The 14,643-nt window shown below is 70.6% G+C and carries 12 protein-coding genes; all 12 read right to left on the reverse strand.

What is annotated here, in order from left to right:
- Positions 1-185 precede the first annotated feature (185 nt).
- The 12 genes from ftsA to rsmH all read right to left on the reverse strand — a co-directional run bounded on the left by ftsA (position 186) and on the right by rsmH (position 14,632).
- The gene (gene ftsA / locus J7357_RS13730; protein WP_010340121.1) at positions 186-1,421 is read right to left on the reverse strand and encodes a cell division protein FtsA; all 1,236 of its coding nucleotides are present in this window, start codon (positions 1,419-1,421) and stop codon (positions 186-188) included.
- Complete coding sequence (locus J7357_RS13735; protein ID WP_209247256.1) at positions 1,418-2,272, reverse strand: cell division protein FtsQ/DivIB; 855 nt, start codon at positions 2,270-2,272, stop codon at positions 1,418-1,420. Before J7357_RS13735 ends, ftsA begins: the two co-directional genes overlap by 4 nt.
- Positions 2,273-2,393: 121 nt before the next feature.
- Positions 2,394-3,335, reverse strand: a complete 942-nt coding sequence (locus tag J7357_RS13740; RefSeq protein ID WP_209247258.1) for a D-alanine--D-alanine ligase — start codon at positions 3,333-3,335, stop codon at positions 2,394-2,396.
- On the reverse strand, positions 3,332-4,768 hold the full coding sequence (murC, locus tag J7357_RS13745; protein ID WP_209247260.1) for a UDP-N-acetylmuramate--L-alanine ligase: 1,437 nt from the start codon (positions 4,766-4,768) through the stop codon (positions 3,332-3,334). The genes J7357_RS13740 and murC overlap by 4 nt, the downstream gene beginning before the upstream one ends.
- Positions 4,765-6,012 carry an undecaprenyldiphospho-muramoylpentapeptide beta-N-acetylglucosaminyltransferase gene (gene murG / locus J7357_RS13750; protein ID WP_244667507.1) on the reverse strand — a complete coding sequence of 416 codons (1,248 nt, stop codon included), beginning with the start codon at positions 6,010-6,012 and terminating at the stop codon, positions 4,765-4,767. The genes murC and murG overlap by 4 nt, the downstream gene beginning before the upstream one ends.
- Positions 6,009-7,328, reverse strand: coding sequence for a putative lipid II flippase FtsW (ftsW, locus tag J7357_RS13755; protein ID WP_209247262.1), 1,320 nt, complete (start codon positions 7,326-7,328; stop codon positions 6,009-6,011). Before ftsW ends, murG begins: the two co-directional genes overlap by 4 nt.
- Positions 7,328-8,413 (reverse strand): phospho-N-acetylmuramoyl-pentapeptide-transferase, encoded by a 1,086-nt coding sequence (mraY, locus tag J7357_RS13760; RefSeq protein ID WP_010344435.1) that lies wholly within the window; start codon positions 8,411-8,413, stop codon positions 7,328-7,330. The genes ftsW and mraY overlap by 1 nt, the downstream gene beginning before the upstream one ends.
- Positions 8,403-9,917, reverse strand: a complete 1,515-nt coding sequence (gene murF / locus J7357_RS13765) for a UDP-N-acetylmuramoyl-tripeptide--D-alanyl-D-alanine ligase (protein WP_209247264.1) — start codon at positions 9,915-9,917, stop codon at positions 8,403-8,405. Before murF ends, mraY begins: the two co-directional genes overlap by 11 nt.
- Positions 9,914-11,398 carry a UDP-N-acetylmuramoyl-L-alanyl-D-glutamate--2,6-diaminopimelate ligase gene (locus tag J7357_RS13770; RefSeq protein ID WP_209247266.1) on the reverse strand — a complete coding sequence of 495 codons (1,485 nt, stop codon included), beginning with the start codon at positions 11,396-11,398 and terminating at the stop codon, positions 9,914-9,916. The genes murF and J7357_RS13770 overlap by 4 nt, the downstream gene beginning before the upstream one ends.
- Entirely contained in the window at positions 11,395-13,263 is a 1,869-nt protein-coding gene (locus J7357_RS13775) for a penicillin-binding transpeptidase domain-containing protein (protein WP_209247268.1), read from the reverse strand. The genes J7357_RS13770 and J7357_RS13775 overlap by 4 nt, the downstream gene beginning before the upstream one ends.
- Complete coding sequence (gene ftsL / locus J7357_RS13780; protein ID WP_010344441.1) at positions 13,260-13,523, reverse strand: cell division protein FtsL; 264 nt, start codon at positions 13,521-13,523, stop codon at positions 13,260-13,262. Before ftsL ends, J7357_RS13775 begins: the two co-directional genes overlap by 4 nt.
- Positions 13,520-14,632: a 16S rRNA (cytosine(1402)-N(4))-methyltransferase RsmH gene (rsmH, locus tag J7357_RS13785; RefSeq protein WP_209247310.1), complete on the reverse strand. Its 1,113-nt coding sequence runs from the start codon at positions 14,630-14,632 to the stop codon at positions 13,520-13,522. The genes ftsL and rsmH overlap by 4 nt, the downstream gene beginning before the upstream one ends.
- Between the last annotated feature and the right edge of the window lie 11 nt (positions 14,633-14,643).

Below are 14,643 nucleotides of genomic sequence, written 5' to 3' on the forward strand. Positions count from 1 at the left end.
GAATGGGGAATCGGGAGTGGGGAATCGCAACAGCGCGTCTCCAGCCCGGGACCTTTTCCTCAGCGGAATTGCAAAAAAACCACGCCTACCTACCTTCTCTCACCGCTCTCCACCGATCTCACCGCAGCACCGCCTTTGCTTTTGCTCTTACCCATTCCCAATTCCCGATTCACCATTCCCGGCCGTCAAAACTCGCCGCGATACCAGTTCTTCAATTTCTTGAACAAGCTACCGGCGCGGCCGGTCGGCAGCGACGGGCGGCGCGGGTGTTCGATCTGGCTGCCCATCAGCAGCAGGCCCACGCCGGTGGCGTGGACCGGGTTGCCGACGACTTCGCCCAGGCCGGTGACGTGCTGGGGAATGCCCACGCGTACCGGCATCTGCACCATTTCCTCGGCCAGTTCGACCACGCCTTCCATCTTCGAGGCGCCGCCGGTGAGCACCATGCCGGCGCGCACCAGTTCCTCGAAGCCGGAGCGGCGCAATTCGGCCTGCACCATCTCGAAGATCTCCTCGTAGCGCCCCTGCACCGCCTGCGCCAGCGAATGGCGCGGCATGCGCCGCGGCGGACGGTCGCCGACGCTGGGCACCTGGATGCTTTCTTCCGCGGTGGCCAGCTGCGCCAGCGCGCAGGCGTAGCGCACCTTGATCTGCTCGGCTTCCGGGGTCGGCGTGCGCAGCATGTGCGCGATGTCGTTGGTGACGTGGTCGCCGGCGATCGGCAGCGAGGCGGTGTGGCAGATCGCGCCCTGTACGAACACCGCCAGGTCGGTGGTGCCGGCGCCCATGTCCACCAGCACCACGCCCAGCTCGCGCTCGTCGGCGGTCAGCACCGCCACCGAGGACGCCAGCGAGGACAGGATCAGGTCGTCCACCTGCAGGCCGCAGCGCTGCACGCACTTGCTGATGTTGGCCGCGGCCGACTGCGCGCACACCACCAGGTGCGCGTGCACCTCCAGGCGCACGCCGGTCATGCCGACCGGGTTGCGGATGCCTTCCTGCGAATCGTCCAGCACGTACTCGCGCGGGATCGCGTGGAGGATGCGCTGGTCGGCCGGAATCGCCACCGCCTTGGCCGCTTCCAGCACGCGGTCCAGGTCGTTCCAGGTCACCTCGCCGTCGCGGATCGGCACGATGCCCGGCGAGTTCTTGCACTGCACGTGGTTGCCGGAGATCGACGCATACACCGAGCGGATCTCGCAGCCGGCCATCAGTTCGGCTTCCTCGATCGCGCGCTGGATCGACTGCACGGTGGATTCGATGTCCACGACCACGCCGCGCTTGAGGCCGCGCGACTCATGCGAACCGATGCCGATCACCTCGATCGGGTTGCCGGGCGAGTATTCGCCGACCAGCGCGACGACCTTGGAGGTGCCGATGTCCAGTCCAACGATGAGGGATTTGTCGCCTTTGCGGTTCATGTCTTGGAGCCGGGAATAGAGAATCGGGAATGGGGAAGGGAGAAGAGCGGGCTCTCGCGATGGGATGGAGGGTCGGCCAGTGCCGCGTGCCGCGCGGGCTGGGCCGGCGCCGCAGGCTTCTTCTCCTTGCCCGGCTCCTTACTCGGCTCTTTGCTCTCGGGTACCCATGCCACGGTGAATCCGTTGGTGTAGCGAAGATCGGCGCGCGCCAGCGGCGGCTGGCCCGGCTGCAGCAGTTGCGGCAGCACCCGGGCGAAGCGCTCCAGGCGGGCGCGCGCGTCGTCGCGGCCGACCACCACCTGCACACCGTTGCCCAGCGCCAGCGACCAGCTGCCGCGCGCGTCCAGGGCCACGCCCTGCACCGGCAGGCCGACCGGGGCGAACAGCGCGCGCGAGGCGTTGTACAGCGCGACCACGTCGGCGGCCTTGGCGTCGGGGCCGGCCAGGTGCGGCAGGGCCACGTCGCGCAGTTCGTTGGGCAGGGCGAAGATGCGGCCCTGCTCGGACAGCATGCGGTCTTCGCCCCAGCGCGCGAACGGGCGGTGCTCGACGACGCGCACTTCCAGCACGTCCGGCCAGCGCTTGCGCACGCGCGCGCTCTCGACCCACGGCAGGCGCTCGATCGCGTCCTGCGCATCCTGCAGGCGCACCGCGAAGAAGCCGCGCCGCGCATACGGCAGCACCACCTGGCGCAACTGCTCGGCAGACACGCGCTTGAAGTCGCCGCTCACCTGCAACCGGCTCAGCGGCCAGCGCTCGGCCCCGACCCAGCCGTTGAGCACGGCCACGATCGGCAGCGCGACCAGGGCCAGCGCCAGCAGCCAGGCGAGGATGCGCAGGGAGGCGTTCATCGGCGCACCTTCCGGTGCGCGGGAATGGGGAATCGGGAGTGGGGAATGGGCAAGGCACAAGCGGCCGCGCACGCGGCACCGCTCTTGCCCATTCCCGATTCCCGATTCCCGATTCCCGGCTTCACAGCGTCTGCTCCAGGATGCGCCAGCACAGGCCGGCGAAGTCCACGCCCAGCTGCGCCGCCGCCTTGGGCACCAGCGAGTGGCTGGTCATGCCCGGGGCGGTGTTGACCTCGATCAACTGCAGGCCGCGCACGCGGTCGCGCATCACGTCCACGCGACCCCAGCCGCTGCAGCCGGCGGCGGCGAAGGCCTGCAGCGCAAGCTGGCGGATCTCGGTCTCGTCCTCGCCGTCCATGCCCGGGCACAGGTACTGGGTGTCCTCGGCGATGTACTTGGCGTGGTAGTCGTACCAGTCGCCGGCGGGGACGATGCGGATCGACGGCAGCGCGATGTCGCCGAGGACGCCGACGGTGTATTCCTCGCCCTGCACCATCTGCTCCATCAGCAGTTCGCCGCGGTAGTCGGCGGCGAAGGCGCGCACCGGCGCCAGGTCGGCCTCGGACAGCACCCGGAACACGCCGACGCTGGAGCCTTCGCAGGCGGGCTTGACAAAAAGCGGGTAGCCCAGCGCGGCGGCGGCCGCGGCCAGGTCGGCCTGGGCGTCGATGCGGGCGAAGCCCGGAGTCGGCAGGCCGGCGGCGATCCACACCTGCTTGGTGCGGATCTTGTCCAGGGTCAGTGCGCTGCCGAGCACGTCGGGGCCGGTGAACGGCACCTGCAGCGCGCGCAGCAGGCCCTGCAGCACGCCGTTCTCGCCGTCGCCGCCGTGGAGGATGTTGAACACGCGATCGACCTCGCCGGCGCGGATGCGCTCGAGCAAGGCGGGAATGCCGTCCACCGGCTGCGCGTCGACGCCGCGGCTGCGCAGCGCCTCGAGCACGTTGGCGCCGGAGTTCAGCGACACCTCGCGCTCGCTGGACGTGCCGCCGAGCAGCACGGCGACGCGGCCGAACGCGGCCGGGTCGGTGACGCGCGGCGGCGGCAGGGTTTGCACGCTCATGCGTCCGCTCCGCCGGCGAAGCCGTGCTGGGCGATGTGCTGGGCGACGTAGCCGATGTCGCCCGCACCCATCATCAGCAGCAGGTCGCCGTCCTGCAGCACGTCCGGCAGCACGCTGTCGAGTTCGCCGACCTGGCCGACCACGACCGGCTCGCTGCGGCCGCGTGCGCGGATCGCGCGCGCCAGCGAACGCGCGTCTGCGCCCGGGATCGGCGCCTCGCCGGCCGGGTAGACCTCGCTGAGCACCAGCGCGTCGACTTCCGACAGCACCGCGGCGAAGGCGTCGAACTGGTCGCGGGTGCGGCTGTAGCGATGCGGCTGGAACGCGACCACCAGGCGCTTGTCCGGCCAGCCGCCGCGGGCGGCGGCGAACACCGCGGCCAGTTCGCGCGGATGGTGGCCGTAGTCGTCGACCAGGCGTACGCGCGCGCCGCCGGCGGTGGTCACTTCGCCAAGATCGTTGAAGCGGCGGCCGATGCCGGCGAAGCTCTGCAGCGCGCTGGCGATCGCTTCCGGCGCCACGCCGAGCTGCCAGCCGATGGCCGCGGCGGCCAGCGCGTTGAGCACGTTGTGCCGGCCCGGCAACGCCAGGGTCACCGGGATGCTGTTGCCTTCGGGCAGGCGCAGGGTGAAGCGCATGCGCGGGCCGTCCTGCACCACGTCCTCGGCGCGCACGTCGGCGTTCTCGCTGAGGCCGTAGCTCATCACGTGGCGCGGGGTCTTCGCCGCCAGCGCGGCCACTTCCGGATCGTCGATGCACAGCACCGCCAGGCCGTAGAACGGCAGGCGCTGCAGGAACTCGGCGAACGCCGCCTGGACGCGGGCGAAATCGTTGCCGTAGTTCTCCAGGTGGTCGGCATCGATGTTGGTGATGACCGAGACCAATGGATTCAGGCGCAGGAAGCTGCCATCGCTCTCGTCGGCCTCGGCCACCAGCCACTGGCCGCCACCGAGCTTGGCGTTGGCGCCGGCGGCGAGCAGCTGCCCGCCGATCACGAAGGTCGGATCCAGCCCGCCTTCGCTGAGCACCGCCGCGGCCAGGCTGGTGGTGGTGGTCTTGCCGTGGGTGCCGGCCACCGCGATGCCGCGACGGAAGCGCATCAGTTCGGCCAGCATCGCCGCACGCGGCATGATCGGAATGCGCTGGCTGCGCGCTTCCATCAGTTCCGGGTTGTCCTCGCGGATCGCGCTGGACACCACCACGCAGTCGGTGCCGAGCACGTTGGCCGCCGAGTGCCCGCGCATCACCCGCGCACCGAGCTTGACCAGGCGCCGGGTCGCCGCATTGTCGGCGTTGTCCGAGCCGGACACCTCATAGCCCAGCGTCAGCATGACCTCGGCGATGCCGCTCATGCCGGTACCGCCGATGCCGACGAAGTGCACCCGCGGGAACGCGCGGACCAGATCGCCGGTGTCGTGGAGACGGCGAATCATTGCTGGCCTCCTGCGGAGGCGGGATTCGGGAATCGGGATTCGGGATTCGGGAAAAGCGAAGCGCTGGCGGCGATCCGCGCCTGCCGCGTGTTCGTGTCTGCGTGTGTCACTGCGTGATTCTGCCCTTGATTGTGCTTGTACCCATTCCCCATTCCCGGTTCTCCATTCCCGGCTTCTTCCAAAACGATGTCCGCAATCCGCTCGGCCGCATCCGGCTTGGCCAGCTGGCGCGCGGCCTCGGCCATGGCCAGGCGCTGCGCGGGTTGCGCCAGCAGGTCGCGCAGCACGCGCTGCAGGTGGCCGGCCAGGGCGTCGTCCTGCTTCAGCAGCACGGCGGCGCCGCGTTCGACCAGGTATTCGGCGTTGCGGGTCTGGTGGTCGTCGACGGCGGCGGCGAACGGCACCAGCACGCTGCCGATGCCGACCGCGCACAGTTCGGCCAGGGTCGAGGCGCCGGCGCGGCACACCACCAGGTCGGCCCAGGCGTAGGCGGCGGCCATGTCGCCGATGAAGGCTTCGACGCTGGCGGCGACGCCGGCGTCGGCGTAGGCGCGCGCGGCTTCCTCGCGCAGCGCTTCGCCGCACTGATGGCGCACCTCGACGGCCACGCCGAGCGCGGCCAGCGCCTGCGGCAGCGCCTGATTGAGCACGCGCGCGCCCTGGCTGCCGCCCAGCACCAGGAGCCGCGGCGCGCCGTGGCGCGCGGCCAGGCGCTGCGCCGGCGGCGCCAGCGCGGCGATCTCGGCACGCACCGGGTTGCCCACCGCTTCCTCGCGCGTGGCGAAGCTGCCGGGGAAACCGGTCAGCACGCGCCGCGCGACCCGCGCCAGTACCTTGTTGGTCAGGCCCGGCGCGCGATTCTGTTCGTGCACCAGCAGCGGCAGCTTGAGCAGCCGCGCGGCCAGGCCGCCGGGGCCGGCCGCGAAGCCGCCGAAACTGATCACCGCACGCGGCGCCCGCCGGCGCAGCACGAAGCCGGCGGCGCGCACCGCACGCATCACCCGCACCGGCGCGCCGAACAGGGCCAGCGCGCCCTTGCCGCGCAGCCCGCCGATCTCGATCGTGTCCAGCTCGATGCCGTGCTCCGGCACCAGCCGCGTTTCCATGCGCCCGGCCGCGCCCAGCCACACCACCGGCACGCCGCGCGCGCGCAGCACCTTGGCCACGGCCAGCGCGGGGAAGATGTGCCCGCCGGTGCCGCCGGCGAGGATCATCACCGGACGATCGCCCTGCACCGCGCTCATCCGAGCCTCCCGAAGGTGGGTTCGACCCGCGGCTGCATGCGGCTGGTGCCGCGCCCCGGGGCGCCCTGGATCGCCGCGGCGACCGCGCTGGCGCTGGCCTCGCGCGCGGCGTGCAGGTCCTCGGCGTTGTCCACGGTCTGCTTGACCGGCATCGCCGCGTCGCTGCGCACCAGCGCCACCTGGCGCTCGGCGCGGTTGAGTTCGTAGGACACGCGCAGCAGCAGGCCCATCGCCGCGCAGGTCATCAGCACGCTGGAGCCACCGGCGGAGATCAGCGGCAGGGTCAGGCCCTTGGTCGGCAGGATGCCCAGGTTGACGCCGACCGAGACGAAGCTCTGCAGGCTGATCCACAGGCCGATGCCGAAAGCGATGTAGCCGGAGAAGTGACGCTTCATCTCCACGCAGCGCATGCCCAGCCAGAACGCGCGACCGACCAGCAGCGCGTACAGCGAGATGATCAGGCACACGCCGACGAAGCCCAGTTCCTCGGCGATGACCGAGAAGATGAAGTCGGTGTGCGCTTCCGGCAGGTAGTTGAGCTTCTGCACCGAACCGCCCAGGCCGACCCCGAACAGTTCGCCGCGGCCCACCGCCATCAACGCATTGGACAACTGGTAGCCGGAGCCGAGTTGGTCGGCCCACGGGTCGAGGAAGGAGGTGATGCGGCGTAGGCGGTACGGCTCGAGGATCGCGATGAAGGCGAACACCGGCAGGCCGATCACGATCGGCATCGACATGCGCGGCAGGTTCACCCCGCCCAGCACCAGCATGCCGGCGGTGATCGCCAGCAGCAGCGTGGAGGAACCGAAGTCCGGCTGCAGCAGCAGCAGGCCGACCAGTGCCACCGCCACGCCCAGCGGCTTGAGCATCGCCGGCCAGGTCGCGTTGACCTCGTCGCGGAAGCGCACCAGGTAGCTGGACAGCCACACGATGTACAGCACCTTCACCGCTTCCACGGTCTGGAAGCGCGAGATGCCCAGGTTGATCCAGCGCCGCGCGCCGTTGACCGTGCTGCCCAGGCCGGGCACGAACACCACCAGCAGCAGGCCGAAGCAGGCCAGCAGCAGCAACTGGTTGTACTGCTCGATGTTCTTCAGCTCGGTGCGCATCGCCCAGAACGCCAGGCCGATGCCGCCGGCCAGGAACAGCAGGTGGCGGCTCAGGTAGTAGAACGGGCTGGTGGTCAGCTCGATCGAGCTGGAGCCGACCATCACCACGCCCAGCGACGCCAGCGCCACCGCGGCGCCGAGCAGCCACGGGTCGTAGCGGCCACCGATGGCCTCCAGGCGGGTCGCTTGGCGGGCAGCGTCGTTCATCAGCGCACCTTCAACGTGGCCAGGCCGACCAGCACCAGCACCACCGAAATGATCCAGAAACGCACGATCACCCGCGGCTCCGGCCAGCCCTTCAGTTCGAAGTGGTGGTGGATCGGCGCCATGCGGAACACGCGCTTGCCGGTGAGCTTGAACGAGGCGACCTGGATCATCACCGACAGGGTCTCGATGACGAACACGCCGCCCATGATCACCAGCACCAGTTCCTGGCGCACGATCACCGCGATGGTGCCCAGCACCGCGCCCAGCGCCAACGCACCGATGTCGCCCATGAACACCATCGCCGGATAGGTGTTGAACCAAAGGAAGCCCAGGCCCGCGCCGGCGATCGCCGCGCAGATGATGATCAGTTCGCCGGCGCCGGGGATGGTCGGGATCTTCAGGTAGGCCGAGAACACCGCGTTGCCCGAGGCGTAGGCGAACACGCCCAGCGCACAGGCCACCAGCACGGTCGGCATGATCGCCAGGCCGTCCAGGCCGTCGGTCAGGTTGACCGCGTTGGAGAAGCCGACGATCCAGAAGTAGGCGATGGCGACGAAGCTGATCCCGGCCAGCGGCAGCGCGATCGACTTGAACATCGGGATGTAGAAGGTGATCGCTGCCGGCACGTCGGCGGTGTAGTACAGGAACAGGCCGGCGGCCAGGCCGAAGATCGACTGCAGCAGGTACTTCCAGCGCGACTTCAGCCCGTTCGGGTCACGGCGCACGATCTTGATCCAGTCGTCGTACCAGCCGATCACGCCGAACGCCAGCATCACCGCCAGCACCAGCCACACGTAGCGGTTGCGCAGGTCGCCCCACAGCAGCACCGACAGCAGCACGGTGAGCAGGATCAGCGAGCCGCCCATGGTCGGAGTGCCGGCCTTGGAGAAGTGGGTCTGCGGGCCGTCCTGGCGGATCGGCTGGCCGCCCTTGAACTGCGCCAGCTTGCGGATCACCGCCGGGCCCAGCCACAGCGACAGGAACAGCGAGGTCAGCGCCGCGAGGATGCCGCGGAAGGTCAGATAGCCGAACAGCCCGAACATGCTTTCGAGCTGCTGCAGCCAGCGGGCGAGTTCAAGCAGCATGCGGCGCCTCCTGTGCCTGGTTCAGCAGCGCGCGGACCACGGTGTCCATGGCGCTGCCGCGCGAGCCCTTGACGAGGAGCGTGGCCGGGGCCGGCTGGAGCGCGCCATGCGACGGCGCACCGGTGTTCTCATGCATGTGCTTGAATTCCTGCTCTTGATCCTGCTCTTGCCGATTCCCGGTTCCCGATTCCCGATTCCCGGCCACCGCCGCCAGGTCGCGCTGCAGCGCCTCGATCAGCGCCGCATGGCTGTCGAACACCCGGCCGCTCTCGCCGAAGGCCTGCGCAGCGTGGGCGCTGAGCGGGCCGAGCGCGTACAGCCGGGTCAGCCCGGCGTCGCGCGCGCGGCGCCCGCCGCTGGCGTGCAGGGCTGCGGCGTCGGCGCCGAGTTCGCGCATGTCGCCGAGCACCAGCCAGCGCTCGCCGCCGGCCGCGGCCAGCGCATCGATCGCCGCGGCCAGCGAGCCGGGGTTGGCGTTGTAGCTGTCGTCGATCAGCACCGCGCCGTCGGGCAGCGTGTGGGTGATCTGCCGACCGGGGACCGGCTGCACCTGCGCCAGGCCGGCGGCGATGCGCGCCGGGGCCACGCCCAGCGCCAGCGCCAGCGCGGCGGCGGCCAGGGCGTTCTGCAGGTTGTGCCGACCCGGCAGCGGCAGCGTCGCCTCGACGTCGCCGCGCGGCGTGGTCAACACGAACCGAGTGAGGTCGGCGGCCATGCGCACCTGCGCCGCGCCGACGTCGGCGCCGTGCTGCAGGCCGAAGCGCAGCAACTGCGGCCGCACGTCGGCCGTCGCCAGGCGCTGCTCGAACCACAGCCCGAAGGCGTCGTCGCTATTGATGACCGCGGTGCCGTCGGCCGGCAGCGCGGTGTAGATCGCCCCCTTGGTCTGGGCGATGCCGAGCAGGCTGCCCAGACGCTCAAGGTGCGCCGGGGCGATGTTGTTGACCAGCGACACCTGCGGCGGCGCGATGTCGGTGAGATAGGCGATGTCGCCCGGCTTGCCGGCGCCCATTTCGTAGATCGCGTAGTCGGCGTCGTCCGGCGCCTCGATCACCGCCAGCGGCAGGCCGATCTCGTTGTTGCGGTTGCCGGGGTTGGCATAGACGCTGCCGCCGTCGATGCGGCAGGCGTGCTGCAGGATCGCCAGCAGCAGCGCCTTGACGCTGGTCTTGCCGTTGCTGCCGGTGATCGCGGCCACGCGGGTGGCGCGGCCGCGCTGCATGCCGGCAGCGATCCGCGCCAGCGCCAGCTCGGCGTTGGCGGCGACGATCTGCGGCAGTTCGATCTGCGGCTGCACGCGCTCCACCAGCAGCGCGCTGGCGCCGCGCGCAGCGGCGTCGGCGACGAAGGCGTGGCCGTCGAAACGCTCGCCGCGCAGCGCCACATACAGGCTGCCGGCGGCCAGGCTGCGGGTGTCGTGGCTGATCGCGTCGATCGCCACGTCGTCGCCGTGCAGTTCGGCGCCGGCCCAGTGCGCGATCATCGACAACGGCAGGCGCTTCATCGGGCCGCCTCCGTCGCATGCGCGCGCAGCGCCTGCGCGGCGATCTCGGTGTCGTCGAACGGGTGACGCACGCCGGCGATCTCCTGGTAGGGCTCGTGGCCCTTGCCGGCGATCAGCACGATGTCCTCGGCGCCGGCGTCGGCCACGGCCATGGCGATCGCCTGCGCGCGGTCACGCTGCACCTGCACCGCCTGCATGCCGTCGAAGCCGGCCAGGATGTCGGCGACGATGCGGTCGCCGTCCTCGCCGCGCGGGTTGTCGTCGGTGACCACCACGCGCTCGGCCAGACGCTGCGCGATCGCCGCCATCTGCGGGCGCTTGCCGGTGTCGCGCTCGCCGCCGCAGCCGAACACGCAGGTGATGCGGCCCTGCGCGTGCGCGCGCAGGCTCTGCAGCGCCTGCTCCAGCGCGTCGGGGGTATGCGCGTAGTCGACCACCACCAGCGGCTGCGCGCCATCGCCACCAAGCCGGTTCATGCGCCCGCGGATCGGCTGCAGCTGCGCCAGGGTGGCAGCGATGCGTACCGGCGCCACGTCCAGCGCATGCAGCGCGCCGGCCACGGCCAGCAGGTTGTCGACGTTGAAACGGCCCAGCAACGGCGACTGCAGCGGATGCCGCTCCTCGCCGATCGCCAGGATGAAGCCGATGCCGCGCGCGTCCAGGCGCAGCGCCTCGGCGCGCACCTCGGCGCCGTCCTGGCCGCGCGAGCTGACCGCGATGCGGCGCAGCGCCGGATCCAGCGTGCCCAGCAGTTCGCGGCCGAACGCATCGTCCAGGTTGACCACCGCCGACTTCAGCCCCGGCGTGGCGAACAGACGCGCCTTGGCGGCGCCGTAACTGGCCATGTCGCCGTGATAGTCGAGATGGTCGCGGGTGAGATTGGTGAACACCGCCACGTCGAAATGCACCGCATCCACGCGACCCTGGTCGAGCGCGTGCGAGCTGACTTCCATCGCCACCGCCTGCGCGCCGGCGTCGCGCAACTGCGCCAGCAGCGCGTGCAGCGGCAGCACCAGCGGCGTGGTGAAGCCGGTCGGCTGTACCTGCCCGTACAGGCCCGCGCCGAGCGTGCCGATGCTGCCGCTGCGCGTGCCCAGCAGGTGCCAGGCCTGCGTCAGCAGTTGCACGGTGGAGGTCTTGCCGTTGGTGCCGGTGACCCCGACCATGGTCATGGTCTGCGACGGATGGCCGTGGAACTGGTCGGCCATCGCGCCCATGCGCGCGCGCAGGCCGGGGACCGCGATCGCGTCGGCCGGCGCCGGCAGATCGGCCGGGGCCGGCGGGTCGTACAGCACCGCGACCGCGCCGTTGGCGCGCGCCTGCTCGACGAAACCCAGGCCGTGCGCGCCGAAGCCGGCGATCGCCACGAAGGCATCGCCCGGGCGCACCGCGCGGCTGTCCATGACCAGCCCGGACACCTGCACGTCGTGCGCCAGTATCACGCCGGGCAGCAGTTGCGACAGCGACATCGCGCGGGTCACTGGCGGGTCTCCTGCAGCGGGGCCGGCAACGCCGCCGGCGCCGGCGGCGCCACCGCGCGCGCGCTGGGCAGCGCGGCATCGACCTCGGCGGCAGCGTCGGGCACGGTGGCCGGATCCGGCTCCACCGGCGCCGGCGGCGGCGCGTGGCCGCTCTTGCCGGCGGCCTGCGCGGCCAGCCACGACTGGATGTCGTCCGGCGGCACGTCCATCAGGCGCAGCGCGCCTTCCATCACGTTGTGGAACACCGGCGCCGAGACCAGGCCGCCGTAGTACTTGGCGCCCTGCGGGTCGTTGATGACGATGACCGTGGCGAAGCGCGGGTTGCTCGCCGGCACCAGGCCCGCGAACAGCGCGTTGTAGTGGCCGCGCTCGTAGCCGCCGGGGCCGGCCTTGCGCGCGGTGCCGGTCTTGCCGGCCACGTGGTAACCCAGGATCGCCGCGCCCTTGGCGCCGCCCTGGGTGACCACGGTCTCCATCATCGCCACCACTTCCTTGGCGATCGCCGGGTCCAGCACCTGCTTGCTGTCCTCGTGCTGGCCCTTGACGAAGGTCGGGGTGACCAGGCGCCCACCGTTGCCCAGCGCACAGTAGGCGCGGGCGATCTGCAGCGGCGTCACCGACAGGCCGTAGCCGTAGGACATGGTGGTCTTGGACGAACCGCTCCAGCGCGCCGGCGACGGGAACACGCCCGCCGATTCGCCGGGGAAGCCGCTGTGCGGGGAACTGCCGTAGCCGTAGCTGTGGACCTGGTCGTAGAAGGTCTGGTCCGGCAGCTTGGCCGCGATCTTGGCCGCGCCGATGTTGGAGCTGCGGGTGATCACCCCGGTCACGGTCAGCACGCCGTTGTTGCGCGGCACGTCCTTGATGGTGAAACGGCCCACCGACATGTAGCCGGGGTTGGTGTCGATCAGCGTGTCCTTGGTCACCACCCCGGCCTTGAGCGCGGTGGAGATGGTCAGCGGCTTCATCGTCGAACCCGGCTCGACCAGGTCGGTGACCGCACGGTTGCGGCGCACGTCCGGGTTGACCCCGTTGACCGCATTGGGGTTGTAGGTCGGCAGGTTGACCATGGCCAGGATCTCGCCGGTGGCCACGTCCATGATCACGATCGAGCCGCCGGCGGCCTTGTTCTCGACCAGCGCGTTGCGCAGTTCCTTGTAGGCCAGGAACTGGATGCGGCGGTCGATGCTCAGGGTCAGGTCCTTGCCCGGCTGCGCCGGCTTGACCAGGTCGATGCTCTCGACGATCGCGCCCTTGCGGTCGCGGATCACCCGCTTGGCGCCCGGCTTGCCGCGCAACCAGGAATCGAACGCCAGCTCCAGGCCTTCCTGGCCGCGGTCGTCGATGTTGGTGAAGCCCAGCACGTGCGCCATCGCTTCGCCCTGCGGGTAGAAGCGGCGGAATTCGCGCTGCGAGAACACGCCGGGAATGCCCAGCGCGACCACCGCATGTGCCTTGTCCGGATTGATCCGGCGCTTGAGGTACATGAACTCCTTGTCCGCCTTCTGCGACAGCTTGGCGGTCAGTTCGTCGACCGGCAGCTCCAGCGCCTGCGCCAGCTGCGGGATGCGGTCGGGGCTGCGCAGCAGCTCCTGCGGATTGACCCAGATCGACTCCACCGGCGTGGACACCGCCAGCGGCTCGCCGTTGCGGTCGGTGATCATGCCGCGCGAGGTGGCGATCGGCAGTTCGCGCAGGTAGCGCGCTTCGCCCTGGCGCTGGTAGAAATCGCTGTTGATCAACTGCACGTAGGCCGCACGGCCGATCAGCGTCACCGAGCACAGGCCCAGCGCCGCACCGACCAGCGCCAGGCGGCCGCGCAGGTTGAAGTTGCTGCGGGGGCGATTGCGGCCGCTCTTGTTCACGGACGCACCACCACGATGTCGCCGGTCTCGGGGAACTTCATCCCCAGCCGCTCGCGCGCGACCTGGTCGACGCGATTGCTCTCGGCCCAGGTCGCCTGCTCCAACTGCAGCCGGCCGAACTCGATGTTCAGCTCGTCGCGGTTGTGCTCCAGCCGCGACAGCTCCACGAACAACTGGCGATGGCGATGGCGCATGTACACCACCCCGATCGCCGAGGCGATGGTGCAGGCGAGCAGCACGAGCAGCAGCAGCCGGCTCATGGTGCGCTCCTGTGGAGCGCGCCATGGGCCGGCGGGAATGGGGAAACGGGAATGGAGAATGGGGAAGAGCCGGTCGACTGCGCACGGAAACCTTCCGTCCCGGGAAGCGCGCTCTTGCTTTCGCTTTTCCCGATTCCCGATTCCCGACTCCCGACTCCCAGCTTCTCCGCCACCCGCAACACCGCGCTGCGCGCGCGCGGGTTCGCCGCCAGTTCGTCGGCGTCGGCCTTGATCGCGCCGCCATGCAGGCGCAGGGTCGGCACGAAGGTCGTGGCCTCCGGCAGGCGGCGGTTGCTCGGCGGGGCCTTGGCGTGGCGCTGCATGAACTGCTTGACGATGCGGTCTTCCAGCGAGTGGAAGCTGATCACCGCCAGGCGGCCGCCGGGCTTGAGCCGGGCCAGCGCCGCGTCCAGGCCGGTTTCCAGATCGGCCAGTTCGCGGTTGATGTGGATGCGGATGGCCTGGAAGCTGCGCGTGGCCGGGTGGGTCTTGCTGTCGCCGCGCGGCATCACGCCGGCGATCAGGTCGGCCAGTTCGGCGGTGCGGGTCAGCGGCTGCTTCTCGCGGCGGGCGACGATGGCGCGGGCGATGCGCCGACTCTGCCGCTCTTCGCCGTAGGTCCACAGCACGTCGGCGATCTCGCGCTCGTCGGCGCGCGCCAGCCACTGCGCCGCGCTCTCGCCGGCGTCCGGGTCCATGCGCATGTCCAGCGGGCCGTCCTTGCCGAAGGAGAAGCCGCGCGCGGCCACGTCCAGCTGCGGCGAGGACACGCCCAGGTCGAACAGCACCCCGTCCAGGGCGACCGCGGCGTCCCACTGGCCCAGTTCGGCGAAGCTGCCGCGATAGATGGACACGCGCGCGTCGGCGCCGAACGCATGTTCGGCTTCGGCGATCGCCTCGGGGTCCTTGTCCATCACCAGCAGCCGGCCTCCTGGGCCGAGTTTGTGCAGCACCCCGCGCGCGTGTCCGCCACGCCCGAACGTGCCATCCAGATAGATTCCGTTTTCGATCACCTGCAGCCCGTCCAGGACCTGTGCGAACAACACCGGCACATGCGCCGCCGATGGTTGCGACACCGGGAGGTGACCGGCCTGCGCCTGTCCGCGCATCCGGACACCCC

The organism is Xanthomonas sp. D-109, assembly GCF_017746095.1.
GTDB classification, from domain to species: Bacteria; Pseudomonadota; Gammaproteobacteria; order Xanthomonadales; family Xanthomonadaceae; genus Xanthomonas_A; species Xanthomonas_A sacchari.